Source organism: Pelatocladus sp. (assembly GCF_059505505.1).
This window is the reverse complement of the sequence record NZ_JCACKS010000192.1, coordinates 45,151-70,297: the sequence shown is the minus strand read 5'-3', so window position 1 is coordinate 70,297 and position 25,147 is coordinate 45,151. Positions and strand designations below refer to the sequence as shown.

Annotated in this window: 20 protein-coding genes, 2 tRNA genes and 1 pseudogene; 1 reads left to right on the top strand and 22 read right to left on the bottom strand. The window is 38.2% G+C overall.

The genetic code is table 11. The features are described 5' to 3' along the window. Window positions 1-85: 85 nt before the first annotated feature. From AC5JMK_RS14710 to AC5JMK_RS14635, 16 genes and pseudogenes are all read right to left on the bottom strand, one after another. On the bottom strand, window positions 86-2,290 hold the full coding sequence (locus AC5JMK_RS14710) for an anthranilate synthase (RefSeq protein WP_096679542.1): 2,205 nt from the start codon (window positions 2,288-2,290) through the stop codon (window positions 86-88). 53 nt (window positions 2,291-2,343) lie between these two features. After that, window positions 2,344-3,249, bottom strand: a complete 906-nt coding sequence (gene aroF, locus AC5JMK_RS14705; protein WP_096679540.1) for a 3-deoxy-7-phosphoheptulonate synthase — start codon at window positions 3,247-3,249, stop codon at window positions 2,344-2,346. 98 nt (window positions 3,250-3,347) lie between these two features. Then, on the bottom strand, window positions 3,348-4,574 hold the full coding sequence (gene ispG / locus AC5JMK_RS14700; protein ID WP_096679538.1) for a (E)-4-hydroxy-3-methylbut-2-enyl-diphosphate synthase: 1,227 nt from the start codon (window positions 4,572-4,574) through the stop codon (window positions 3,348-3,350). Between the two features lie 72 nt (window positions 4,575-4,646). After that, window positions 4,647-6,590, bottom strand: a complete 1,944-nt coding sequence (dxs, locus tag AC5JMK_RS14695) for a 1-deoxy-D-xylulose-5-phosphate synthase (RefSeq protein WP_096679536.1) — start codon at window positions 6,588-6,590, stop codon at window positions 4,647-4,649. Window positions 6,591-6,843: 253 nt separating this feature from the next. Further along, complete coding sequence (locus AC5JMK_RS14690) at window positions 6,844-7,770, bottom strand: aromatic prenyltransferase (RefSeq protein ID WP_096679534.1); 927 nt, start codon at window positions 7,768-7,770, stop codon at window positions 6,844-6,846. A gap of 77 nt (window positions 7,771-7,847) precedes the next feature. Continuing rightward, window positions 7,848-7,921, bottom strand: a tRNA-Trp gene (locus AC5JMK_RS14685). A 173-nt stretch (window positions 7,922-8,094) separates the two neighbouring features. Next, the gene (ambI3, locus tag AC5JMK_RS14680; protein WP_096679532.1) at window positions 8,095-8,916 is read right to left on the bottom strand and encodes a 3-((Z)-2-isocyanoethenyl)-1H-indole synthase; all 822 of its coding nucleotides are present in this window, start codon (window positions 8,914-8,916) and stop codon (window positions 8,095-8,097) included. Further along, complete coding sequence (gene ambI2, locus AC5JMK_RS14675; protein WP_096679530.1) at window positions 8,913-9,908, bottom strand: l-tryptophan isonitrile synthase AmbI2; 996 nt, start codon at window positions 9,906-9,908, stop codon at window positions 8,913-8,915. Before ambI2 ends, ambI3 begins: the two co-directional genes overlap by 4 nt. 245 nt (window positions 9,909-10,153) lie before the next feature. Beyond that, window positions 10,154-10,227 (bottom strand) — tRNA-Trp (locus AC5JMK_RS14670). Between the two features lie 246 nt (window positions 10,228-10,473). Continuing rightward, complete coding sequence (gene ambI1, locus AC5JMK_RS14665; protein WP_096679821.1) at window positions 10,474-11,433, bottom strand: L-tryptophan isonitrile synthase AmbI1; 960 nt, start codon at window positions 11,431-11,433, stop codon at window positions 10,474-10,476. 540 nt (window positions 11,434-11,973) lie between these two features. After that, complete coding sequence (gene dxr, locus AC5JMK_RS14660; RefSeq protein WP_096679528.1) at window positions 11,974-13,194, bottom strand: 1-deoxy-D-xylulose-5-phosphate reductoisomerase; 1,221 nt, start codon at window positions 13,192-13,194, stop codon at window positions 11,974-11,976. 64 nt (window positions 13,195-13,258) lie between these two features. Continuing rightward, window positions 13,259-13,837, bottom strand: a complete 579-nt coding sequence (locus tag AC5JMK_RS14655) for an AAA family ATPase (protein WP_096679526.1) — start codon at window positions 13,835-13,837, stop codon at window positions 13,259-13,261. 675 nt (window positions 13,838-14,512) lie between these two features. Next, complete coding sequence (gene devC, locus AC5JMK_RS14650) at window positions 14,513-15,679, bottom strand: ABC transporter permease DevC (protein ID WP_096679524.1); 1,167 nt, start codon at window positions 15,677-15,679, stop codon at window positions 14,513-14,515. A 23-nt stretch (window positions 15,680-15,702) separates the two neighbouring features. Then, window positions 15,703-16,896 (bottom strand): ABC exporter membrane fusion protein, encoded by a 1,194-nt coding sequence (locus AC5JMK_RS14645; RefSeq protein ID WP_096679522.1) that lies wholly within the window; start codon window positions 16,894-16,896, stop codon window positions 15,703-15,705. 7 nt (window positions 16,897-16,903) lie between these two features. Further along, window positions 16,904-17,359, bottom strand: a complete 456-nt coding sequence (locus AC5JMK_RS14640; RefSeq protein ID WP_096679520.1) for a DUF6220 domain-containing protein — start codon at window positions 17,357-17,359, stop codon at window positions 16,904-16,906. 538 nt (window positions 17,360-17,897) lie between these two features. Further along, window positions 17,898-18,236 (bottom strand): annotated as a pseudogene (locus tag AC5JMK_RS14635) (ISH3 family transposase); the annotation flags it as partial. Between AC5JMK_RS14635 and AC5JMK_RS14630 the strand changes: the two are divergent. Then, window positions 18,219-18,389, top strand: coding sequence for a hypothetical protein (locus AC5JMK_RS14630; protein WP_495910425.1), 171 nt, complete (start codon window positions 18,219-18,221; stop codon window positions 18,387-18,389). The pseudogene AC5JMK_RS14635 and the gene AC5JMK_RS14630 overlap by 18 nt on opposite strands. A 481-nt stretch (window positions 18,390-18,870) precedes the next feature. On the opposite strand, the gene AC5JMK_RS14625 is transcribed toward AC5JMK_RS14630, so the two are convergent. The 6 genes from AC5JMK_RS14625 to AC5JMK_RS14600 all read right to left on the bottom strand — a co-directional run bounded on the left by AC5JMK_RS14625 (window position 18,871) and on the right by AC5JMK_RS14600 (window position 25,137). Next, on the bottom strand, window positions 18,871-19,743 hold the full coding sequence (locus tag AC5JMK_RS14625; RefSeq protein ID WP_096679516.1) for a 2OG-Fe(II)-dependent halogenase WelO5 family protein: 873 nt from the start codon (window positions 19,741-19,743) through the stop codon (window positions 18,871-18,873). 194 nt (window positions 19,744-19,937) lie between these two features. After that, a complete protein-coding gene (locus AC5JMK_RS14620) occupies window positions 19,938-20,795 on the bottom strand; it encodes a Rieske (2Fe-2S) protein (RefSeq protein ID WP_495910424.1) in 858 nt (285 codons plus the stop codon). A gap of 343 nt (window positions 20,796-21,138) precedes the next feature. Next, entirely contained in the window at window positions 21,139-21,822 is a 684-nt protein-coding gene (locus AC5JMK_RS14615) for a hypothetical protein (RefSeq protein ID WP_096679512.1), read from the bottom strand. A 183-nt stretch (window positions 21,823-22,005) separates the two neighbouring features. Next, entirely contained in the window at window positions 22,006-22,725 is a 720-nt protein-coding gene (locus AC5JMK_RS14610; RefSeq protein WP_495910423.1) for a hypothetical protein, read from the bottom strand. A 54-nt stretch (window positions 22,726-22,779) separates the two neighbouring features. Beyond that, complete coding sequence (locus AC5JMK_RS14605; RefSeq protein ID WP_096679510.1) at window positions 22,780-23,871, bottom strand: aromatic ring-hydroxylating dioxygenase subunit alpha; 1,092 nt, start codon at window positions 23,869-23,871, stop codon at window positions 22,780-22,782. A gap of 183 nt (window positions 23,872-24,054) precedes the next feature. Continuing rightward, entirely contained in the window at window positions 24,055-25,137 is a 1,083-nt protein-coding gene (locus tag AC5JMK_RS14600; RefSeq protein ID WP_096679508.1) for a Rieske 2Fe-2S domain-containing protein, read from the bottom strand. Window positions 25,138-25,147 lie beyond the last annotated feature (10 nt).

Genomic DNA, 25,147 nt, shown 5'->3' with positions numbered 1-25,147 from the left:
CACTTTAGTGCTTCAAAATAAGGACTTTAGTCCTTACTACAAACCCTAAAGACTAGCTAATTCAAAAGCATATTCAAAAAGATATTTATGCAACGACAACTGAAGAGTGTTTTTTAGTTGTACATGCACTGACTACATTCTTAATAATTTCTAAACCAACTCCTCCAGCTAAAGTCATGATTGATTCTGGGTGGAACTGAACGCCGATAATCGGTAATGTTTGATGTTCGATACCCATAATTACGCCATCATCTGACATTGCTGTCACTTTGAATTCTTTGGGAAGAGTCTCAGGTAAAGCAAATAATGAGTGATATCTACCCACTTGAAATGATTTGGGTAAATTTTTGAAAGTAACAGACTCTGAATCAATAACAGAAATTTGGGATATCTTACCATGCTGAGGATAACTCAGAACTCCTAATTTACCTCCGAAAGCTTCAACAATAGACTGCAATCCTAAACAAACACCAAAAATGGGAATTTGTCGTTTTATACAAGCCTCTACTGTCTGAGCTACATGAAAGTCACTGGGTCTACCAGGACCAGGAGATAAGACAACAAGATCCGGCTTTTCTATATCAAAGACTGATTCGCAAAAGCCGTGGCGTAATGTTTTGACGACAGCACCAGTTTGACGAATATAGTTTGCTAATGTGTGAACAAATGAATCTTCATAGTCAATCAGTAAAATTTGTTTGTTTTGTTCAGCTTGAGATTTGATAAAGTTTTGATTGATGTCGATGTCGTTGACAATATTATCAGTCTTGTGTTGAGTCTGGTAAAGTGTTTGAAACAGAGCAGCAGCTTTGGTAAGAGTTTCTTGGGCTTCTGCTTGTGGGTCGGAATCATAAAGAACTGTTGCACCCACTCGCACTTCGGCAATTGAGTCCTTAAGCTGGATTGTTCGCAGAATCAGACCTGTATTCAAATCTCCTTTGAAAGTTAAGTAACCAACTGCTCCACCATACCAACGCCGAGAACTGCGCTCATGCTGTTCAATAAACTGCATTGCTGATCGTTTTGGCGCTCCTGTGACTGTAACAGCCCACAGATGAGTGAGAAATGCATCTAGAGCATCAAACTCAGGTCTGAGTAAGCCTTCCACGTGATCTACCGTGTGGATTAAATGACTGTATATCTCAATTTGACGACGACCAATTACTTGTACTGAACCAGGTTCACAGATACGCGACTTATCATTGCGATCCACATCAGTACACATGGTCAGTTCAGCTTCATCTTTGCCTGAGTTGAGAAGCTTCTGAATTTGAGCAGCATCATCAATTGCATCTTCTCCCCGACGAATAGTACCACTAATTGGGCAAGTTTCTACACGTCTACCTTCAGTTCGCACAAACATTTCTGGGGATGCACCAATTAAATACTCTCCACCTAAATTCAAAATGAATCCATAGGGACTAGGATTGATTTGTTGTAAAGTGCGAAATAATTCTGCCGGAGATTGTTGACATTGTCTATAAAAGCTTTGACTAGGAACAACTTCAAACAAGTCACCACGACGAAAGTATAAGAGTGCTTTACAAACTTGTTGTGCATATTCATCAGGTTCATGATCTGAAGATTGAGCAGGAGTAAGACATTTACCTCTGTAGTCAATCACTTCACCACTGCGAAAAAGTCCCTTAGTACTACCATGTTTGGTTTCAAAATCATATTGTAAACAAAATGCACGTTGTAAATAATAATCAATTATGAATAATTCATCTGGTAAATAAAGTAATAAATCTTGCTGCTCTGTAGAACGTGGGAGCAGTTTTTCCATAGATTCAAATTGAAAAACCAAATCATAACCGAAAGCACCATAAAGTCCTAAATGCTCATCTTCAGGACTTTCAAAAGCATATAAAATTTCGCGAATGATACTGAAAACTGATGGTTGTTTACTTCTTTCTTCCTCTGAAAAGAAACTTTCTTTTGCTTTTATATAACCAGTAATCTGCTGCTCATTTTGGTCAATTTGTTGTAGTTGTGGGTGCTTTTCTAAAAGCTCTGCCAGATATAAAATTATTACTTTACCTCGTTGATTATGAGCGGTGAGTTTAAAAAAGTTCTCACGAGTCACAAGTTCTAAAGGTGGATTCACAAAACCAATTGCCCATCTTTTATATCTTCCCGGATATTCATAGCTGCTTTTGAACAATCCTCCACGTTGAGAATCAATACACGATAAAATATGTTCGATCGCAGTATCTATGAAAGTCTCATTAACGAAGCGAGATACCTTAACCCCACCTTTAGTTATGTAATCATGGTTATTTAAAAACATTAATAATTATCTCCAATAACTTAAAGCAAATTCCCTGATGTCTCTGTTGTGTTTTATGTATTGGTAGCATGTATTGGTAAAGCAAGATGTCCTGTAGATATAGGATATTTTTGAGGCCAACGACCAAAAATTTTACTAATTCCAATCATGTCCTGAATTAAGTCGCCATATTGCTCTGGCGTTAAAGATTGAGGGCCATCAGAAAGCGCTTTGGCTGGATCAGGGTGGACTTCAATCATCAGCGAATCAGCGCCAGCTGCTATAGCAGCCATAGCCATTGCAGGTACATACTCTGCTCGACCTGTGCCATGACTGGGGTCAATTACGATTGGTAAGTGAGTGAGCGATCGCAGTACTGGTATAGCACTTAAATCCAATGTGTTACGTGTATACTGTTGATCAAATGTGCGAATTCCCCGCTCACACAAAATCACATTCGGGTTTCCTGCTGACAGTATGTACTCAGATGCCATTAACCATTCTTCAATAGTGGCAGACATGCCCCGCTTCAGCAAAACTGGTTTATTGATCTCTCCCACTCGCTTTAAAAGTGAGAAATTTTGCATGTTACGCGCACCGATTTGGATAATGTCTGCGACAGAAGCAACTTTCTCAAGGTCAGCTGTATCCATGACTTCCGTCACAATACCTAAACCTGTAACTTGACGAGCGATCGCCAACAAACCCAAAGCACTTTCACCATGACCTTGAAAAGCATAAGGAGAAGTACGAGGCTTAAAAGCTCCACCTCGCAAAAATTTAGCACCAACTGCTTTAACTTGCAAAGCAGTATAAATAATCATTTCTTCGTTTTCTACAGAACAGGGGCCAGCTATTTGAACAATCGGATGGTTTTGACCAAAAGCTACAATTTCATTAGGTGTTGAGACAAAAATTTCACTTGGCTCTCCATTGTGAAATTCTCGACTAGCAAGTTTAAAAGCTTTATTTATCGACATAATATTCTCAATATCTCAATATTCAGTTATCAGTTAACAGTTATCAGTTATCAAATTAAACTGTTAACTGATTTATGCCCAATCCCCGATCCCCGATCTTAAGGATCAACCCAACGGCCATCAGCTTTAATCAAATTAATCAGTTCTTCAACTCCTTGGGATTCTGGTACTTTTTTGATTTCTTCTCGCCCACGATACAAAGAGATATAGCCAGGTTGCTTACCAACATAACCGTAGTCTGCATCTGCCATTTCTCCAGGGCCGTTGACTATGCAGCCCATGACAGCAATGTCTAAACCTGTAAGGTGTTTGGTAGCTTCTCGCACTTGGTGCAACACTTCTTCTAAATTAAACAAGGTGCGACCACAGGAGGGACAAGCTACATACTCTACCATAGTCTTACGTAATCCCAGAGCTTGCAGAATACTGTAGCAAACAGGAATTTCTTTTTCTGGTGCTTCTGTTAGAGAGACGCGGATTGTATCACCAATACCATCGGCTAAAAGAGTGGCAATTCCAGCCGTGGATTTAATGCGACCATATTCTCCATCGCCTGCTTCGGTGACACCAAGGTGTAAAGGGTAGTCCATACCCAATTCATCCATCCGTAGAGCCATCAGACGATAGGCAGCAATCATTACAGGGACTCTGGAGGCTTTCAGGGAAATTACTAGATTACGGAAATCGAGAGATTCACAAATGCGAATAAATTCCAGAGCAGACTGTACCATACCTTCAGGAGTATCACCGTAGGTAAATAACATCCTCTCTGCTAGCGAACCATGATTGACACCAATTCGCATGGCTTTTCCCTGGTCGCGCAAACAGAGGACTAAAGGCTCTAAAGTTTCACGAATTTTATCGCCAATTTCATCAAATTCAGCTTGGGTGTATTCTGTACGATTAGTGTTGGGCTTTTCAAAGACATACAATCCAGGATTAATCCGCACTTTATCGACATGTTTTGCCACTTCTAAAGCAATCTTCATACCATTGTGGTGGACATCAGCAACCAAAGGAACATCTTGGTAAGTTGCTTTGAGCTTTTGCTTGATGTCAGCAACAGCTTTAGCGTGAGCCAGACTGGGTACGGTGACGCGGACAATTTCACAGCCAATTTCATGCAAGCGACGAATAGCATCTACAGATGCTTTCACATCTAAAGTATCTTCATTAATCATTGACTGGACTACTACCGGGAAACCACCACCAACGGTGACATTAGCGACACGAACTGGGCGAGTTTTCCTGCGGGGGATAATGGTATTAGTAAATGTCTGCTGAGAAGGAGAATTGGAGATGATGGGAGTTGAAAGAGTTTGCATATGTTGTTATTTTTGACGCCTACAACAGAAACGCAGTAAAACTAATTTATGAGTTTGAAAAATGACAAATTACTATGAACGGGTTTTTTGCTCAAAGGAGCCGTTTTGCAATACTTTTATATCCAAATTGGATTGTTGTTGAAATTCTTTGAGAATGCGATCGGCAATCTTTGGAGGAGTTAAGCCTAGTTCTGATAGAGATTCTTCTGGGGTAGCATGTTCAACTAATTTGTCTGTGACACCCAGACGAATGAGTGGAACAATCACACGGTGTTCAAGTAGAGCTTCAGCAACAGCTGAACCAAAGCCACCCATTAAACAACCTTCTTCCAAAGTAAAGACTTGACCAATTTGTTTCGCAAGAGGCACGATTAAATCAATATCTAAAGGCTTGGCAAAGCGAGCATTGACTACAGTTGCTTGGATACCATGTTCGTTCAAAATAGCAGCAGCTTGCAGTGCTGGATATACCATAGAACCATAAGCTACCATCAGCACATCGTCTCCATGACGAAGGATTTCTCCTTTCCCAATTGGTAAGCTTTCCCAGCCTTCTGACATTAGGGGAACTCCCTGACCTTCACCACGGGGATATCGCATAGCAATAGGGCCATCGGTGTAGTTGACGCCAGTGATCAGCATTTGCTGGAGTTCGGCTTCATCTTTAGGAGCCATCAATACCATATTTGGAATGCAACGCAAATAGGCGATGTCGTACATTCCTTGATGGGTGGGGCCATCTGCTCCAACCACACCGGATCGATCCATGCAGAAGAAGACAGGTAAATTTTGAATGCAGACATCATGGATGATTTGATCATATGCTCGTTGCAAGAAGGTCGAGTAGATGGCAACCACAGGACGCATACCCTCACATGCTAGACCTGCTGCTAGTGTTACTCCATGCTGCTCGGCAATTCCTACATCAATATATTGTTCAGGTAGATTTTTTTGTAAAATATCTAACTTTGTCCCAGTGGACATGGCTGCGGTGATACCGATGACTTTGGAGTTACCTTTGGCAATTTTGGTGAGAGTTTCACCAAAGACCTTAGAATAACTTGGTGGTTTGGGTTTGCTAGAGGTGATTGCTTTGCCTGTTGCTAAATTGAATTTAGATTGGGCATGATAGCCAACTCTCTCTTGTTCAGCAAATTCATAGCCTTTGCCTTTGATCGTTGCTACATGCACTAATACTGGGCCAGTTTGTTGATGTGCTTGGTCAAAAGCAGCTATCAGTTCCAGCAAATTATGACCATCAATTGGGCCCATGTAGGTAAAGCCTAATTCTTCAAATACCGCCCCTACTTTTGGCACTGCTAGACGTTTTATACCTTGCTTAATCCGGTTTAATTCTGGTGCGAGGAAATTACCTACAGGTGATAGATGCTCAAACTGTTCTTCCAGTTGTTTGAGCAACTGGACTGGAGAACTAAATCGCAGTTGATTGAGGTGAGAAGAAAGCGCCCCGACGTTTGGAGAAATCGACATCTCATTGTCGTTGAGTACAACTAACAATTTAGTTTTGGGCAAGTAACCAGCATGGTTAATTGCTTCTAGGGCCATACCTCCTGTCAATGCACCATCACCGATGACTGCAACAACTTTGAAATTTTCTCCTTTCATATCTCTGGCAAGAGCCATTCCTAAAGCCGCAGAGATACTAGTAGAAGCATGACCTGCACCAAAATGGTCAAACTGGCTTTCGCAGCGTTTGAGATAACCTGCAATACCATTTTTTTGTCGCAAAGTATGAAAGCGATCGCACCGTCCAGTTATTAACTTATGTGGATAAGCTTGATGACCCACATCCCAAATAACTTTATCTCGATTAAGATCTAAAGTCTGGTAAAGTCCCAACGTCAGTTCAACCACACCTAAACCTGGACCAAGATGACCTCCACTAGTAGATACTGTTTGTAGGTGCTTTTCTCGAATCTGACGTGCAATTTCTTCCAATTGCGGAATTGACAATCCATGTAATTGATTTGGATGAGTAATTTGGTTCAGTTTCATAATAATAGTCATGTTATAAGTAAAATAATCAGCTATGAGCTTTAGATTTGATCCATAAACTTACTCGTAAAGACTTTTAATCAAGATTATTACCAGGGAACAAGTAACAGAAAGTGTACTAAATTTTTTCAACAATCAAAGTAGTGGGTGAGCTTTTATTGACCCACCCAGAAACTTGAACTTAAGTGTATTCAATTCCTCTTTTTTATCTTTAGCAAAGAGTAGTTTTACCCTGATTTATACACTTAATTTATCAAGCAAGAGCAAAATCAGCAGCTTTAGGCAATGGTTGGCTATGTACTTTTATAAATAAAGGTACAGTTCGACCATGATAGTCTACATCAACTTTAGTATATGTTCCCTTTCCTCCTTGTGGACCGAATGACCAACCTAAAATAAAACCTGGATTATCCACTAATGCTGGAGCCTCGTTAATATATTTTTTCAGTAATGGAGTCAAAAGATTTTGAGGTACGGCTTCACGATTTAAAAAGGGAAGGTAAAAACACAACCGCTCAATTCGAGGAGAAGCAAAATTAAATGTCAGTGCAATTTCTCCATTATTTGCTAGTAGTTCAAGAACTTCATCAGAAGGAGGTTGAAATTGTAAATCCTGCAAAAGATTTTTGTAATATTCAGATGTGTGATGTTTTGGATGATAAGTGTCGAAATACAAATTGACAGAACTATGGTGATAGTCAACTCCAAAAGCGTAGAGAGCATCAAGATGGTAATTTTTAAGAAAATCTGCATGAGCAGTAACACTTGCTGGCAAAGATAATTTAAAAGCGTCTTGTACAGGAACAACTCCTTTAATACTTTGCCAAATTTTTGCTAACCCGTGTTTAACGTCAAAATCTACACCATCTGCCATGATGGGAAAAGTTTCACAAATTTCTGGGATCAGTTGATCCACTGGACGACCTTGATCAGATAACAGACCGGATTTTCTGGCAATATCCCATGCAAGACCAAGATGGCTTTCGTCTTCTTCATGATAACGGAAATAGCAACCTAATTTATCTGGTTGTTTATTGCTTGTCCGAATCATGAATGAATTATCAGCAAATTGCTCACCAAAAACTTGGAATACTTCGTCCAAAACTTTTTCAGAATATTCTGCTCCAAAAGTTTTAGCGACATTGACGATATCAGTGCGTATACGGTTAACATCGTTCATTTTCTACTTACCTCAATTTCAACTTAGATAATTATGAACTGTGTTGAGAGCAGACGGATTTCAAGCTGTTGCTCTAGCGTGGGGACTAGGATTTGAACCCAGAATCTTTGGTTTTGGAGACCAATGTGTTACCTAGTTACACTATCCCCACATACTTGATTGAGAGTTGCGGGAATTACTGAAGTGAACATTTCAGTAAATTCCCCGTACTAACACTACCTTTTCCTATCTCTGCGTTTTTACTTCTTTTCGTCAGCCTCAATGATCAGTGTTTAAACGGAGATGTCTAAATAAATAGTGATCAAAGAGCGTCGCTGTCAAAATTTATAAAATATGTACCCGTTGCAAATGTCTCTGGGAATTGGAAATAAACGGGTTACGACCATGAAGCAGTGCATGATTATCAGCTATCAAAAAATCTCCTTCTTGCCATTCATGTGCAAAACAGTTTTGCGGTTGGTAAAGGTTTTCTATTAACTCATTAAGAAATGGGTTTTGTTCTTCGGCTGGTAGGTTACAAACTTCAACATACAAGGGGTTGAGATGTACACTTGCATCGTTTAATGGTTCCGCAAAACGAAGTGTTGAAAGACCAGTTATCGGATGCTTACTCACAAGAGATTTGGTAATCTCTCCACCATAGTGAGCAACTTTCTCAGTTTTGTAATTAATCTCAGTTTTTTGCCAAATTTCGCGTTGTTCAGGGCTGACATTTTGCAAAATCCTTACTGTATCGCAAAATAAGCTTTCACCACCACTTCCTGCTTCTGGTGCTTTTAGACATTGAAAGAATAGAAAGCGTGGTACAGCTTCAGCAAAAGCTCCATCCCAATGAAACGGTACATTTCCATTTGTAAATAAATAGTTCTCAGGATTTTGGTGAACAATCAAATCAAGAACCGTACCAAAATTCCAAACTAATAGCTCACCCCAGCGTTGACAGTACGTTGATAATTCTTCACGCTCTAAGAGTGAAAAACCGCGCAGAACAATCAACCGATGTTCCCAAGTTAATTGACATAACTGTTCAATGGACAGTTGCTGAATATCTGAGTGGTCTTCAGTTGCTTCAAGCAATGCACCAAAAGGAGTTAATGATTTGACGCTAAATTGCGTTGATTGCTCAACAGAAGTAGAAACCATCATTGAATAGCCTCCTGAACGGTAATACGAGTCTCTAATGGCTGTTCACTCCAAGCAAAATGACTAGGATGACCATTTTGGCAAATTAAGGTAGCACCCATACTTTCTAGATGGCTTCGCTTCATGAGCATGAATTCTTTTCCATCAAAGACTGTAGCATTGTGCCATGGAGTCCCCCATTGATCTAAGGTTTTGATCATGTGGATACCAATTTTTTCTGAATGGTAATGTTGAGGATGAATAGATAAGCGTACTGAGTGAGGATAAAGTTCTGAGATTGACACACTCCAAGCATTACTGCGTTGAATCACCTCATAAGCTCTTGCTTTACATTCAAGTCGAATTTTGTTACGACTTTTATGAGCTTCCAATACCTGATAATCTTCAACCAAAAAACGATGAATACCGTTGAACATTTGACACTGATGCTCATTGTTTTTCACAGCATCTTTGATAGCTTCGATGCTTTGACCATAGAGCTTGACAAGTTTCTGTCTCATCTGGTCAAAGCTGAGGTCAGTATACATATCTTCTAGATTGAAGACATCAATTGCATCTGCCTTCATTTCCTTCAGCAGTGCTTGAATTATTTGACCATACAAAGTCACATTTTCATCTGTGACACCGACGAGATCACTAAATACCCGACCATCAGAACAAATTGTTAATTTAGCTCCAGGAGCATATATTTCACTGATCTGATCACAAAGAGATTGAAGAAATTTAAGTGAAACTTGTTCTCCCATATCTGGCATAGTGCCGAGAACTTTTTGAGTATTAGGTGATTTTGCAGGGAATGCTGGGAGAATAAAATGAATTGGCTCATTATTTTCAACAAAATATTGAACCTTGTCAAGATGAGGAGCTAGACACAATGAACAGGGTTGATGTACACAAGGCTCCGTATCTGAAATTAAACGGCGATGACGAAATACATGCCTGAGAATCTGTTCACTAATCACCTTTGATTGAGCGGTATTGATAATTTGAGTCATGTTAAACCTATGCTTTGTGACTAGTACTTAAATTGAGCAAAAATCTCTGCATAGCAAAAGCATCACTGCACTAGTTCCTGGTTTCATTGGTAGAGTAAAGGGAAAAGATATTTTATCCCTTGTTTTTTCTCTTTAATCTTTATCCTGGCTGCACTCATCAATTTTCAGTTGGTGAAACACTATTGAAAGATTTATGCATTTATGATTTAGAACTGGTGGTGTTAGTGAGCAACCTCATGCTCTAGCGTGGGGACTAGGATTTGAACCTAGATTCTTTGGTTTTGGAGACCAATATGTTACTCAGTTACACTATCCCCACATAGTTTGGGAGCATCCCAAATGTTCAAAAAACGCCTGCGATTTCAATCGCAGTCTCATAGTTCAAGTCTGCTTCAGCAGACTGTTTGATTTTATGAAGTCGTCTTCAGACGACTTGCGCTATTAGCAAAGGGTTTAAACCCTTTGCTTTACGGTATTTTGAAAAAATTGGGATGCTCCCCATAGTTTTATTGTTCAGATTAAGTTAGAGTACCTACGACTAAAGCCGAGTAACCTAATGCTCTATTTAACTCTTGACAGCAAGAGTTACCAAAGCTGGGGATACTTGTTCAGATAAGATGTAATGACTAGGATAATCATTATGCCAAACTAGTGAAGCACCTATATCTTCAATATGCTTGCGTTTCATTAGCAAAAACTCTTGACCATTAAACAGTGGAGCATTATGCCATGGAGTTCCCCATTGGTCTGAAGTTTTAATCATATGAATACCAATCTTATTTGAGTGATAATCTTGAGGATGAATAGACAAACGTAAAGATTGAGGAAAATGTTGTCCAACCAATGTAGTCCAAGCATTACTTCGTTGGATGACCTCATAAGCTCGTACGTTACATTCAACTTCAATCTGCTCACGAGATTTATCAGGATATAAAACGAGATAATCGTCAAATAACAAGTGATAAATACCATTGAAAAATTGACGATGCTTATCTTCACTGTTTACCCGCTCTTGGATACTTTCAATAGGTTGAGCATATTGTTCGACAAGTGTTTTTCTCATCTGATCAAAGCTCATTCCTGTGAAAACGTTTTCAAGACAGAAGGTATCAATCGCATCTGCATTGATTTCATTGAGCAGTTGTCCAATTCCTTGACGGTACAGACTTACATTCTCATCTGTGATAGCAACTAAATCGGTAAATACTCGACCATCAGAACAAATAGTTATTTTTGCTCCGGGAGCATATATTTCTGATATATGATTGCACAAGTTCTGAAGAAATTGAAGTGCAACTCGTTCTCCCATATCCGGCATTGGGCCTAAAACTTTTTGAGGATTAGGAGATTTTGCAGGAAATGCTGGGAGAATAAAATGAATTGGCTCATTACTTTCAATAAATGATTGTATTTTTGGAAGATGAGGAGCCAGACATATTGAACAGGGTTCTTTAGCACAAAGTTCTGTATCTGATAATAAACGGCGATATTGGAATATATGTCTGAGAATTTTTTTACTAATCATTTTTAATTTCATACCATATATTATTGAGTTTAATTTAATTAAATTTCACATATCTCTTTGCTATTTAAAGCAGGAAAAAATGATTTTTTAGATATTTAAATATGAAGCAGCTACTGCTATTACCTTACTAAAGTTAACTTGATGTTACAGAATATGATAGTTACACAAGTACTTTTTTAAAAATATTTAAAATTATATTTAAAATAGTTATGCTATTTATCATAAACAGGCTTACACAAAATAATCAAAAAACATAGACACGTAAGTAGAACGATTTGAAGAAAACAAACTATGTGAAGTAATGTAAAATGATTAGAAGCTAGTTTGTAGTAAGAACTTTAGTCCTTATTTGAGGACTAAAGTCCTTACTACGAACCTTTAATTATTTACGCTGTTCTACTTACTACTTAGTAGCTTCCTGAAAGGTAGGAATAATACTTTCAAAGAGCCATTGCATAAGTCCTATTTAAGTAAAATTTTGCTGTTAGTCGGGAAATTTATTTCTGGCCGGGTTACGGTAAGAATGAAACAGCCATGTATTTAGGTAAGGGTTAAAGTTTTTTGTTTTGATGAAACTTCAGTGATAGTCAAACGCTCTAAAAGTTGACTTGCTTTTATGAGTTCTTGTCTAGCCCATTGATCTGCTGCAATGATGTCTTCAAGGGTTGGGCTAGAACAGTTGTGGATAACGTAGCGATCGCAGACTTGTTCAATCAAACGAGGAATATCAAGAAATTGAATTTTTTCTTCTAGGAATAAAGCTACAGCTTGCTCATTGGCTGCATTTAGTACTGCTGGCATACAACCGCCTGCTTGACCTGCTGCATAAGCTAATTGCATACAAGGATACTTTTGATGATCTGGAGCGTAAAAAGTTAATTCTTTGAGCTTGACTAAATCTAGCTGTCGCCAATCTGTGTAAATTCGCTTTGGCCAAGATAAAGTATACAGTAGTGGTAGGCGCATATCAGGCCAGCCTAATTGTGCTAATACAGAGGTATCTTGTAGCTCAATTAATGAATGAATAATGCTTTGAGGGTGAATGACAATATCAATATGGTCATAGTCAATACCAAAAAGCCAGTGAGCCTCAATGACTTCTAATCCCTTATTCATTAAGGTGGCAGAATCAATGGTAATTTTACGACCCATTGACCAGTTAGGGTGCTTCAAAGCATCATCTACAGTAATATTAGATAATTTTTCAACTGGCCAATCACGGAAAGCACCCCCAGAAGCCGTCAGTAGAATTCGTCGCAATCCTTGATTAGGTACTCCCTGCAAACATTGAAAAATTGCGGAATGTTCGGAATCAGCAGGTAACAGTTTTACTCCATATTCACGTACTAAAGGTAATACAACTGGTCCGCCAGCAATAAGAGTTTCTTTATTAGCTAAGGCAATATCTTTGCCTGCTTTGATTGCAGCAATTGTAGGTAATAAACCTGCACAACCAACAATACCTGTGACTACAATCTTAGCATTGTTGAACCGAGCAACCTCGATAACTCCTGATTCACCTGCAAGTAAAATAGGTTGGGGTTTAACATCAGCGATCGCAGCTTGTAATTCTGGTAATTTTTGTGAATCACCGATAGCTGCGATCATTGGTTGAAATTTGTGGATCTGTTGAGCTAGTAATTTTACATTTTTGAGAGCTGCTAATCCCACAACCTGAAACTGATTAGGATACCGAGTAACAATATCCAGAGTTTGAGTACCAATAGAACCTGTCGAACCAAGAATAGAAATTAGTTTCACGATAGTAAAATTCCTATAAACTATCTAGATTGCCTTGATTTAATAAAATGTTCAATCTGTTCTATTAATTACTACAGATGTTCAAAGAAGAATTATGCAATATTTCTGTTAAAATCATTTCTATTTTTTGATGTAGTTGCCATTGCGTTCCATCATTGACTATAGTTAAGTCTGCCATAGCAATTGGTCCTCCCTTTTCAATTTTCTCAATCTCCATGCAGTCTCTTAACTCAGCTTCTTCTCGTGTCAACGGTCTAGTTTTTCTAAAAAATAGTCGTTCGTATCTCAGAGCTTTGGGAGTGAAAATAGCTACTACTAACAATTCATGACCAAAGTTTTTTTTAAGAGTTTTATATTCACTAAAGCTATAAAGACCATCAATAATAACTAATGGATAATTCAATAACTTTTCTTGAATAAATGGTAAAGCCATTTGCACACATACATCCATTCCATGTTTAGCTCTAATTTCTTCTCTAACAATCTGTTCATTTTGTGGCGTGAGCATTAAACTTTTTTTTTCAACCTCAGATATAATAATTTCACCCAACCAAATTATAGGTAAACCCTGATTTTTCAAGTGACTAGCAGCTACACTCTTACCGGAACCAGGCATACCAACAATAGCAATAATTTTAATCATAAATACTTATCTACAAAGACGAAAAGTTGATTTGTTGTATTTACCAAATAAAGAATTTGAAAATTTTAAAATAGTAAATGATGTAATTTTGATATATTTACTAGGGGAAAATGACGATTTATGTCAGTATTTTTATGAAATCGTGAAGGTAGGGAACTCTTAACGGGAAACTCTTAATAGGGAATAGGAAACAGCTTGAAGAATGTCCAAGCAATTTTGTAATGGTACTTATTTCAAGAGTATAGATACCAAATTTATTCAAGCGGTAAAGTTGAGAGTAAATAGAAGGCGTTGCTGAATCAAGACATGAATTAACAATTCATGAGTATGTAGAGATGTAGCAATGCCACATCTCTACAAAAAAGTGTGCAAACATATTTCATAACCAAATTCAGCAACGCCAAATAGAGAACATCATATCGGATTACATATCAAACTTATCTCAGTGTCATAAAATGTGTATAGTTACATAAATACTTTGTTTGCTTTCAATAAACTCTCTTTGTGGGACGCTGATCACCTGGGTTATAGTGTCTGGTGTTAATCTCCCAAATAAATGCCTTACATTAGCAGTTAGTTAAAAACTTTTTCATACATGAAATCAGCAACGCCAAATTTTACCTCAATTCATCGCGCTATTATGCAACTCCGAATTTCTACGGTTCAGCTTTTCTGCTAAAAAATATCAGCAGGATCAGCAGCTCCTAACTTACGCATTGTAATTGTTCCTGATGCAATGCACATTATAAAAGTCAAAGACAAAATCAGTGTGGCACGCTCCACTGTCATGATGACAGGAAGAAACGTTGCTTGGGCAATGAGTCCGTAAAGCCCAAAGGAAATTGCAAATCCTGGAATAAAGCCCAAAATAGCCAGAATAACAGCTTCTTGAAGTACAAGCCCAATTAAAAAGCGATCGCTATAACCCATAGCTTTGAGGGTAGCATATTCAGGTAAATGATCAGAAACATCAGAATAAAGAATCTGATAAACAATAACTGTCCCCACTAAAAAGCCGACTATAGTTCCAAATCCAAAAATCACACCGATAGGTCTGGTTTGACCCCAGTAGTCTTTCTCTCTTTGGATAAATTCTTGCTTAGTGAGAATTAGCACATCATTTGGCAATTTTGCTCTTAAATTTGTTTGCGCTTTTTTAATATCTGTACCGGGTTTCAGCTTGATCAAACCGACATCAATCTCATCCGGTTGACGTTCTGGAAACAAACGCAAAAAGGTAGAGTCACTAACAATCAAATTACCATCAGCTGCAAATGTGTTTCCCATTGTGAAAACACCAACTACTTGAATTTGTATGTCATTTATTTGTGCCGAAAACGAATTTGTTTGCTGAATTTTGCTACTAACATTACCTAGATTTGGTCGTGCTGCTCGGTCATAAAGGGCATAATTTAACAATTTGATTTTACCTAACTGTGGTGTAGCATCTGGTACATCTATTGATGGCTTACTGGGATTAAAACCATAAACTTGCACCTGCCAAAATGTCCGATTATCAGGATTACGCCAACTTCCTATTCCTAGATATAAAACATTGATGGAAGCGACTCCGTCTTTACCGAGAGCTTGAAAGAGCCTGGAGCGTGAAAAAGGCTTAATGGTTTGTACATTATCAGATATGGCATTAATCAAGAACAGATCACCTTGTAACAGACTGTGCATCGCCGTAGCAGAAGCAAAAGCAGCCTCCATCAGACCAAGCTGAAAAAACATGAGAATATCAGCAAAAGCAATTCCAGCTAAGGCGACAATGAGGCGACTTTTTTCTCGTTTGACTTGTAGCCACGCTAGAGGTGTTCTGCGAAATAACTTACGCAACATAAATTTTAAAGAGTATCAAGCGATTATTTTTGCGTTTGTGGTTGAATTGCTACCTGCACCTGTAAGTTAGTCAAACTGGCTACTTTTGCGCTGTCCTTGGGATTCACACTAATTCTGACTTCAATAACACGCCGATCAAGGTTCTCTCCGGGTTGATTGCTGAAAACTTTTTGTTGGATAACTTGCAGTCCAACTTGACGAACCGTTCCACCCACTTCCCCAGAAAACCCTTCACCTGTAATGACTGCGACTTGACCAACACTAATTTTACTGATATCACTCTGATAAACTTCTGCAACGACTTCCATTTGGTCAGTTTTTCCCAAATCAACAATTCCTTCAGAGGCGATCGCTTCACCTGCATGACTATGAATTTCTAGAACTTGTCCTGTGATCGGTGCATATATGTAGGCCTCTTGCAACTCAGCTTTAGCCCGTTTGACTGCTGCATTTGCTTGATCGACCTCTGTTTGTGCTAACTGGACATCTACAGGACGAACCTCAGAAATTTGGTTGAGTGTAGCTTTAGCTCGATTGATTTGGGCGCGCAACGTATCAGCAGTACGATTGCGATTGGCGTTGACTTCCTTGAGTTGTGCTTGAGCAGTTTCCAGCGTCAGTCGCCTTTGATCGAGATCAGAAGCTGCGATCGCACCTTCTTGATACAACGGCAAATAGCGATTGTATTCTGCTTGTGCAATATTAACCTCGGATTGCCGTCGAGCTATGGTTGCTGCTTGAGTTGCGATTTCGCCTTGCAATTCTTCTTTAAGACGAGTAATTTCAGCTCGTTGAGCCGAAATCTCTCCAGACTTTGCTCCTGCTTTGACTTGAGCTAGTTTTGCTTGAGCAACCTTGACTTGTTCTTGTGCTTCTAATAAAACTGTTTGCAGGCGATCATGGCTTGCCAAACTAGCAATCACCTCACCTTTATTAACGCGATCACCCCGTTTTACCAAAAGTTGAGCAACCCGATCATTTCTGAGCGTTGTCGGTGTAGATACTTGCACTACCTCTGAAATAGGTTCTAGTCGTCCTAAAGCCGTGATCGGTTCAGGAGTGGGAGCAGCAACTACAGGTTCAGTAGGCTTGCGTCCAAATTTTGAAATACTATAGTATAATGACCCTCCGGCCAAAGCAGTAGCTACAATTACGAGTGCAATTATCGGCCAATTGATAGCCCTTAGCCATTTCAGTTCCTTTGTATCCTTTGCCATCTTTGGATCATTGCTTAGTTAAATTAACATCGCTTTCATCATCTAGCTTAGGAAATATGAAGCGCTGCGTGCGATGAACTAAAGTTGTGGAAGCAGAAAACAGCGTGAACCCAATTAATGGGTGTAATACACCTAAAGGTAAGGGCAAAGGTAAAGGTGGATTTAAGTGAATTGTAATAAACTGTAGTGCAAGAAGTATTGGCATACTAACCGTCAGCCCTCGCACTCGTTTAGGAAATGGACTCAAGAACACCAATCCTAACAGCAGTAGTGTCAATCCACTGTAACCACGCACCAGCCAAACATGAACTTTCCACCACTGAGGATCGTAAAAATACGCTAGTCCAACAGTCAAAACTTGAAGATTTAAACAGACATTAAAAAGCACAACTATTGAGAAAAAACCGATCTGCATCCAATAGGTAGAAGTCCGTACACTGTTAGAACTAGAAGTTATTGCCATACTAAAGTAGTCCTTTAATCACAAGAACTCTTGCACCAGCTTTTCATACCGCCAAGAAATAAATTTCAAAAGTTGATAGCGAAAGTCAGATAAATCTAATTAGGAAAGTATTTGAGTCCGTTTAAATAACTTATGCTATCAGCCTGAGAATTTATTCTCAGGCGGTATATGGGGTAGGCGTAAGATCTAAGTTAAGTTAAAACTACGATAGTCCTGATTGCTTAAACATGCCTAGTCCTCGATCGGGTACAATTTTTAGTTTTATTACAAAAGATCGCGATTTTTTGAGAAAAAATAAAAAAGTTTTTGGAATCAGGAGAAGTCAACCAAACTTGATCAAATCGCGTCCTTCTAAGGCAATACGGTTCAGTTAAGGCTGAAAGTCATGTAAATTCAGTAGATCACAAACTTTTTCCCAAAGGGCGATCGCTTACAAATTTTGTAGTCAGTGATACTTTTTATCAGTTACTGTTTAAGCAAGTAGGTGGAGTATCGATAAGAATTGCTTATAAAAAACTAGCAACTGAGCTTCTGTCAATTAGCCCGATGGAAGATAAATACCTTCAACAACTTGATATATTTTCTCAACAGCTTGACGCAGGAAGGCTAACATCTGTTTGAGACTAAATAATTCACGATAAATTAATCTTCCACCTCTTCTCTTTCAGCTGATTTTTAGCCATAGAAGCTTAACCCATATATTGACTAGAATAAAAGAGACACCAACGAATAATAATCTTAAAACTGGTTTTTTGTTTGTTGTTTTAATTCGACAGATATTTTTGAGCCTATAACTACTTTCTATTCCAAATCTTTTCCTATAATCTTGATGTATATAAGAGAAATTGGCTTTTATCTTATGAACTACATAAGCAAATTACTCTTGGCGATCGCCCTTTGGGAAAAAGTTTGTGATCTACTGAAATTAGGTATTGTTCCCAATAATGGAAATTTTGTGACAGTTAGGGTGTGGAATGTGGGTTGTAAAGTAGAACAAAATATCTATAAAAATAACCTGCTTGATATTTAAGCAAGCAGGTTTTAATTAAAGGGCTCGTTTTTTTGTTGAGAAACTCATTGGACTTACACAAAACTATATAGCGTAACGGCAATTCATGTAGACGCAAAGCGTCTACCAGCAGGGTATTACCCAATACGCTTGGTGTTAAGGCTAAAAACTAAAACTAGCGTAGGTTGGGTTGAGGAACGTAGACGCGCTTTGCGCGGCTTCAAGGTAGAGTAACCCAACATTATCAAGGCTTTGTTGGGTTTTGCTTGCACTCAACCCAACCTACATTTATTCTTAACACCAACCGTATTGGGGTATTACCTATACTTAAAAATCAGAATTTCGGCTATTGTTTGTGTAAGTCTTGGTCTTGACTCAATATCAAGCAATAAGTGTTTGCTTCGTTGGAAATTCACTACGGATCATCGGCTGACGGGAGATAGCATTCGTAAGATTGTGGCGGGATTTTAAAGGACGTTTGATTTAGACAGATCGGTTAAGTTTAACTCCAATAATAAATCTGATCACGCTCTTTAGAGAAGGCTAAAAATCCACCAATGGTTCGCCGTGGAGAATTACCGATTACTTGATTAACCCGATGGTAGTATCGACCACCATTGAACAGTATCATATCTCCAGGACCTGGTGCAAAAGCTACGCTTTGGGATTGCTGAGACTGGAATCTAGAATCAGCATCATTCATATATTTGTGCAAGTCACCTGATTGTTCTGCTTGTTCTGGATTCCATTCCAGATTGTAAACTACTAGCTCACCACCCGCTTGAGGGACACTGAGGGGAATAAAGTAACTAAGCTGATCAGAGAAATCAAGCAAAGTTTTCAAATGCTCAGATGCCGGCATTAGCAAGAAATCATTGCCAACATGAACTGTAATTTCACGACCTTCAGTCAACAATCGAAGAGTAGCTGGAGTGTAACTTTGTCCTTCTGGTCCTGTGGGAATTTCCACAGGTAATCCACAAAGAGAATGAAGTACCGACTCTACCCGTTCCTCAAAGTCGGGATTTCCTTGGAACAAAGCACGACAAGCTTGTCGAAAGATTGCTGAAGAAGCAAAGTAGTCTTTGAGATCAGGCGATTGACCAACAATAACATGACCGTATATTTGAGCTACTTTTGTGCCAAACTCTTCATTCTTGTTAAAGATTAATTTCATGCCGCCCTCATCCTCATCTTCTAGGCGACGGATAACTCGCTCAATACTATCCAAGGGCAAGACTCCACGGATGATCATCCCGTCGAAGCGACGGTTGATAATTATATCTTGAATAGCAGTAGGATAGTTGTTGACTTCCGTTACATTAATGTCTAAAAAATTTAAAGCAGACTTTGTAGAAACAGCGTTATTGGACATCAGCTTTTCCTCAGTTATTATCAGTCGTTTACCGTGAATTACATTGCCGATATTAAAATTTTGTGTATTGATCAATACACAAAATTTTAATATTGAGCTGATTTAATAATCCTTATATGACCTCATACTTTAAAAATAACTGAATATTATAAAGTTTGTTTAGTTACACAAGTACTTTTTTGCTAAGATATTATTCATCTATTTTGTTTTACCTTAGCAACCCAAGTTTCATAAAATTTTCTAAAATTAAAAACTGTTTTATCAATTTCAATAGATGGCTGACTTATATATTTATCAATTAAATTTCTGACTGATTTATCTACTAATAGAGAAGCTTTTTTTTGCCAGACAACAACTAAGTAATACAGTGGATCTAACAAAAAATTATTAGTTTTTTCCACAAATATCAATACATGCCATTTTATTTCGTTTTCAGATATTGGACTGGCACTAGAGAATATGTTAATTTTATGTTGTCCATTAATTTTAATTCTGCTTAAAAATCCACTTGGCCAAGCATCTACTCTGTTGGTCAAGTTTGTAATTTTTAATCCCAAAAAACCAGCAATTTCACTTATACCAAAATAACCTTTTATTTGAGTTTCAGTTATGGTTCCAAACCAGGCCTCTTTTGTAATCGGTAGTTTGCTAAGTTCTACATTTTTTTCATCAAGGCAGGTATGCTCGATTTGATCAATAAACGACGAATTATGTAATCTGATTATGTGATGATGATTAAGTACAATTTCAATAATTTTTTGTACACTCGTTTTCGCTGTAAAGGAAAAGTAATTATATATATAGTTATGTTTGTTATTTTCTGTAACATCAAACACAGGTAAGTTAAATAAAGGATTAACAGAACCATACCACACCCAGATGTAACCATATTCTTCCTTAGTAACATAGGTAGAGACATCATCCATAATTACTGGTTTACCGATTTTGTTTCGCCATGCTACTAAAGAGCGACCAAATAACTGAATTCTTTGTGACTGACTGCTTAGTTCCTCAGATGTTATGGCAATGTACCAACTGGCTGCTAGATTCATCTTGGGTTTCTGATTTTGTTCATTTTGGCTAAATGCTCTTTCAAGATGACTAACCTGAACTATTTATTTCCTGATTAAGTTTCTCCATATTAGAACATTTAAACCGGGCATCCCAATTTTACATAAATTTCTATTAATTATGATTAACTATGGGATGGAAGTTTCACCCATCCCATAGTTAGACGATTAGGATACCCATCCTATTCATCAGTATCATCAGTAATACAAATTTGAAAAATGCTTGCAACAGATGATAGATTTGCAGAAATGTAGACAGATTTCACTTTTTCGATCCAAATTCAAAATTCAAAATCACAGTAATTACTATAACAGCGTACAAATTTTAGGTCTCAATTGATTCTGCCATTAAGCGCACATTATCAAAATCAAGACCAGAAAATTTGTCTTGTAAGAGGTTGACAAGTCGGATTCGCAACTTTTGACCTAAATGGAGATCTTTAGGTGTAGTAGTGTATGTAACTGTTGAGGTTTTGAATTCTCCTTCTTTGATAAAGAGATTATTATGGTCAGCAGCAAGAACTGTATCTCCTGCTACTAATTCCACTCGATAACCAGGAAAACCAGCAAAGGAAACTCCTTTGAATGTACCCGCGAAATTACCAACATCAACTTTTAGCGTATACTTTGTATCGGGTTCTAAGGTAGTATCAAGTATTTGTTCAAAACCAGCGATACCACTTCCAGGCTTTTGAGCAAGATAAATGTATCCTATATTCCGACCTTCTGGAGCTAACTGGTTATAAAACTGTGTACCTGGACCAACATATCCTACACCGTTATTAGAAGTCCATGTTGTTCGTTTTTCTGGTACTAAATTATTTGGATTATATGTTGTCCAACCAGGAGGTGTATCGACTGTATAATCATCTACTACCTCTATAAAAGGGTCTTCAAATCCAGCATTGTTTATCGGAATAGAAACAGCACCTTTAGCACTAGCAGGAGTATTAATTCCAAGACAAATGTATATAAAAAAAACAATAGCAACAATCAATTTACGTTTCATGATTTTTTGCTCCTTCACCAATTTAGATAACAATTTCTTTCGAGCAATATTGTGTGTTGAAAATCTTGTAATGAGTTAAAAGTTCAACGAGGAGAATACTTAAGAAGATGAATTAATTAAGTGCTTATCCAAAATTAACTACATTTTCTTCTCTAAATAGATACTGTGAAATTGTGAGAAATTTTAAATATTGGTAGGTTGTGCAGTTAGGCGGACATTATCGAAATCAATATTTGCAGATGAACTTTGTAAAAGATTAATGAGCCGAATTCCTAACTTCTGTCCTAATAAGGGCGTGTTAGGCTTAGTAGCGAATGTTACTGTTGAGGTTTTGAATTCTCCCTCTTCTATGGAGATGGTATTTTCGTCAGCAGCCAACACTGTATCACCTGCTAGTAATTCCACACGATAGCCAGGAAAAACAGCTAGGGAAATGTCTTTGAAGCCATCTGCTGCGTTGCCTATATCAACCATTAACGTGTATTTTGTATTAGGTTCTAAGGTAGCATCAAGTGTTTGTTCCAGACCCGCGACACCGCTTCCTGATTTTTGGATTAGGTAAACAGATCCTAGATTTCGACCTTCAGGAGCGTGCTGGTTATAGAAGGCTGATCTTGGAAAAGCATTTGTTACGCCTAAATAGGAAGTTGAGTCTGTTGGTTTTTCAGGGATTAAACCATCTGGATTATACATTGTCCAGTTAGTTGGTGTCTCAAGAGTAAATTCATCTTTTACCCTCAAAAAAGGATCTTCAAATCCGGCATTATTGATGGGAATTGAAATCACATTTGCAGCATTAGCAGGAGTATTTATTGCAAAGTAAATGTATATCAAAAAAACAGTAATAGCAACAATCAAATTTTGCTTCATCAGCTTTTGCTCCTCTACCAATTTAGATAACATCTGTTTCAATTAAGATTAGGTACTAATAATTTTGGAATAAGCTCACAACTTAAATTAGTTTGACTGTACCTTAGCAACCCAAGTTTGATAAAATTGCCTAAACTTTAACAATGGCTGGTCAGACTTGATAAATGCTCGACCCGTAAATGCACTCATCGCATCCAACACTGGTTTATCTTCTAATCCGCCAACTTCCACTTGCCAGCCAAAAACAATGTAGGAAAGAAGATCCAACCATAAGTTGCCAGTTTTGTTAATCGTGAGCAAAATGTGCCATATGATGTGATTTTCAGAAATGGGGGTAAAACTAGTGAATGCCTTTAGCTTCTCGTTTTGTTGTCCGTTGAACTTCATTGTGCTTATAAATCCACTAGGCCAGACATCTATTCGATTGTACAAAGTTTCAATATTTAACCCTAAAACCTTGGTAATTGCACCTACACCAATAAAGCTTTTAATTCGGGCTTCGATGAAGCTTCCCATCCAGGCTTCTTTTGCGAATGGTAGTTCGCTATGTTCTACATCTTCCTCATTCAGCATAGTCAGTCTAATTTGATCAACTACTGGCAGATTATGCATTGTGATGAGATGATGGTGGTCAAATGCATTTTCAATTGCCCGCCGCACAGTGGTTTTTACTGGGAAGGAAAAGCGATAAAGCATGTATTTATGCTTGTCATTTTCTGCCGCATCAAACTTGGGTAAGTCAAATAAAGGAGTCGCAGTTCCATACCACACCCAAATGTAATCATATTTTTCCTGAGTCACATAAGTGTATTGACGCGCTGTTGGCGGAATTAAATCTGTTGTAGGTGTTGCTACCTTTGGTATGTCCACGCATACACCAGAACTATCATAGCGCCAGTGATGAAAAGGGCATCGAATGCAACCATCTACTACCTCACCGATTGCTAAAGATGCACCTAAGTGTGAGCAGAAACGCTCCATAATCACTGCTTTACCTGCTTTGTCTCGCCATGCAACTAGAGAACGACCAAATAACTCTATTGCTTGTGGCTTTTTGCCTAGTTCCTTTGATTGCATGGCAATATACCAACTAGCTGCTAGGTTCATTACCTTGTTGTCAACTTCAGCTTCTGATGTTGTAAGCTTTGATTGTACGTCCTTTTCAACATAGCTAACCATTTATTTGTTCCTTCTATTAAGATGTAAAATGTAGGTATTTATAAAATAGCTACAGCGATTTTGGCGTTGCAGAATAGAAATATGAATTAGAGCGATCGCATGATTCATATTTTGATGCAACAACGCCCTAAAAAGAAGAACTTAATGTTTCACAACAGAAGCAGATTCACTGCTAGCTTTTTTCTACTTTACCTTTGCAACCCAACTTTGATAAAATTGTCTATACTTCAACAATGAATGGTCAGTATTAACATATGCCCGTCCTTCCGTACATGGACTGATAGTATTAAAAATTGGTTCATCCTGCAATGCAGTCGCTTCACTTTGCCGACCAAAAGCAATATAGGAAAATAAATCTCGTAACAAGTTGCCAGTTTTGTTGATCATGAGAAGCGTATGCCATATTGTTTCATTTTCAGAAACTGGAGTCACACTAGAAATAATTATTACTTTCTGTTGTCCACTGAGATCAACTCTGCTTATGAATCCACTAGGCCATGCATCTACTCGATTCCACATAGCTCCAGCATTTAACCCTAAAGCTTTTGTGATTAAACGCGTACCCAAATAAGTCTTAAGTTGACCTTCCATAATGTCTCCAATCCAGGCTTCTTTTGCGATTGGGAGTTCGCTAAGTTCCACATTATCTTCATTCAGCATAGTCAGTCTAATTTGACCATCTACTGGCATCTTATGTGATGTAACGAGATGGTGATGGTCAAATGCATTTTCAATTATTCGTCGCACAGTAGTTTTTACTAGCAAGGAGAAGCGATAAGGCATATATTTATGCTTGTCGCTTTCTGCCGCGTCAAACTTAGGTAAAGGAAACATAGGAGTTGCACTTCCATACCAAACCCAAATGTAACCATATTTTTCCTGGGCGACATAAGTATGTTGACGTGCTGTTGGCGGAATTAAATCTGTTGTAGGTGTTGCTACCTTTGGTATGTCCACGCATACACCAGAACTATCATAGCGCCAGTGATGAAAAGGGCATCGAATGCAACCATCTACTACCTCACCGATTGCTAAAGATGCACCTAAGTGTGAGCAGAAACGCTCCATAATCACTGCTTTACCTGCTTTGTCTCGCCATGCAACTAGAGAACGACCAAATAACTCTATTGCTTGTGGCTTTTTGCCTAGTTCCTTAGATTGCATGGCAATGTACCAACTAGCTGCTAGGTTCATTACCTTGTTGTCCACTTGAGTTTCTGATGGTGTAACTTTTGACTGTATACTCTTTTCAACGTAGCTAACCATTTATTTGCTC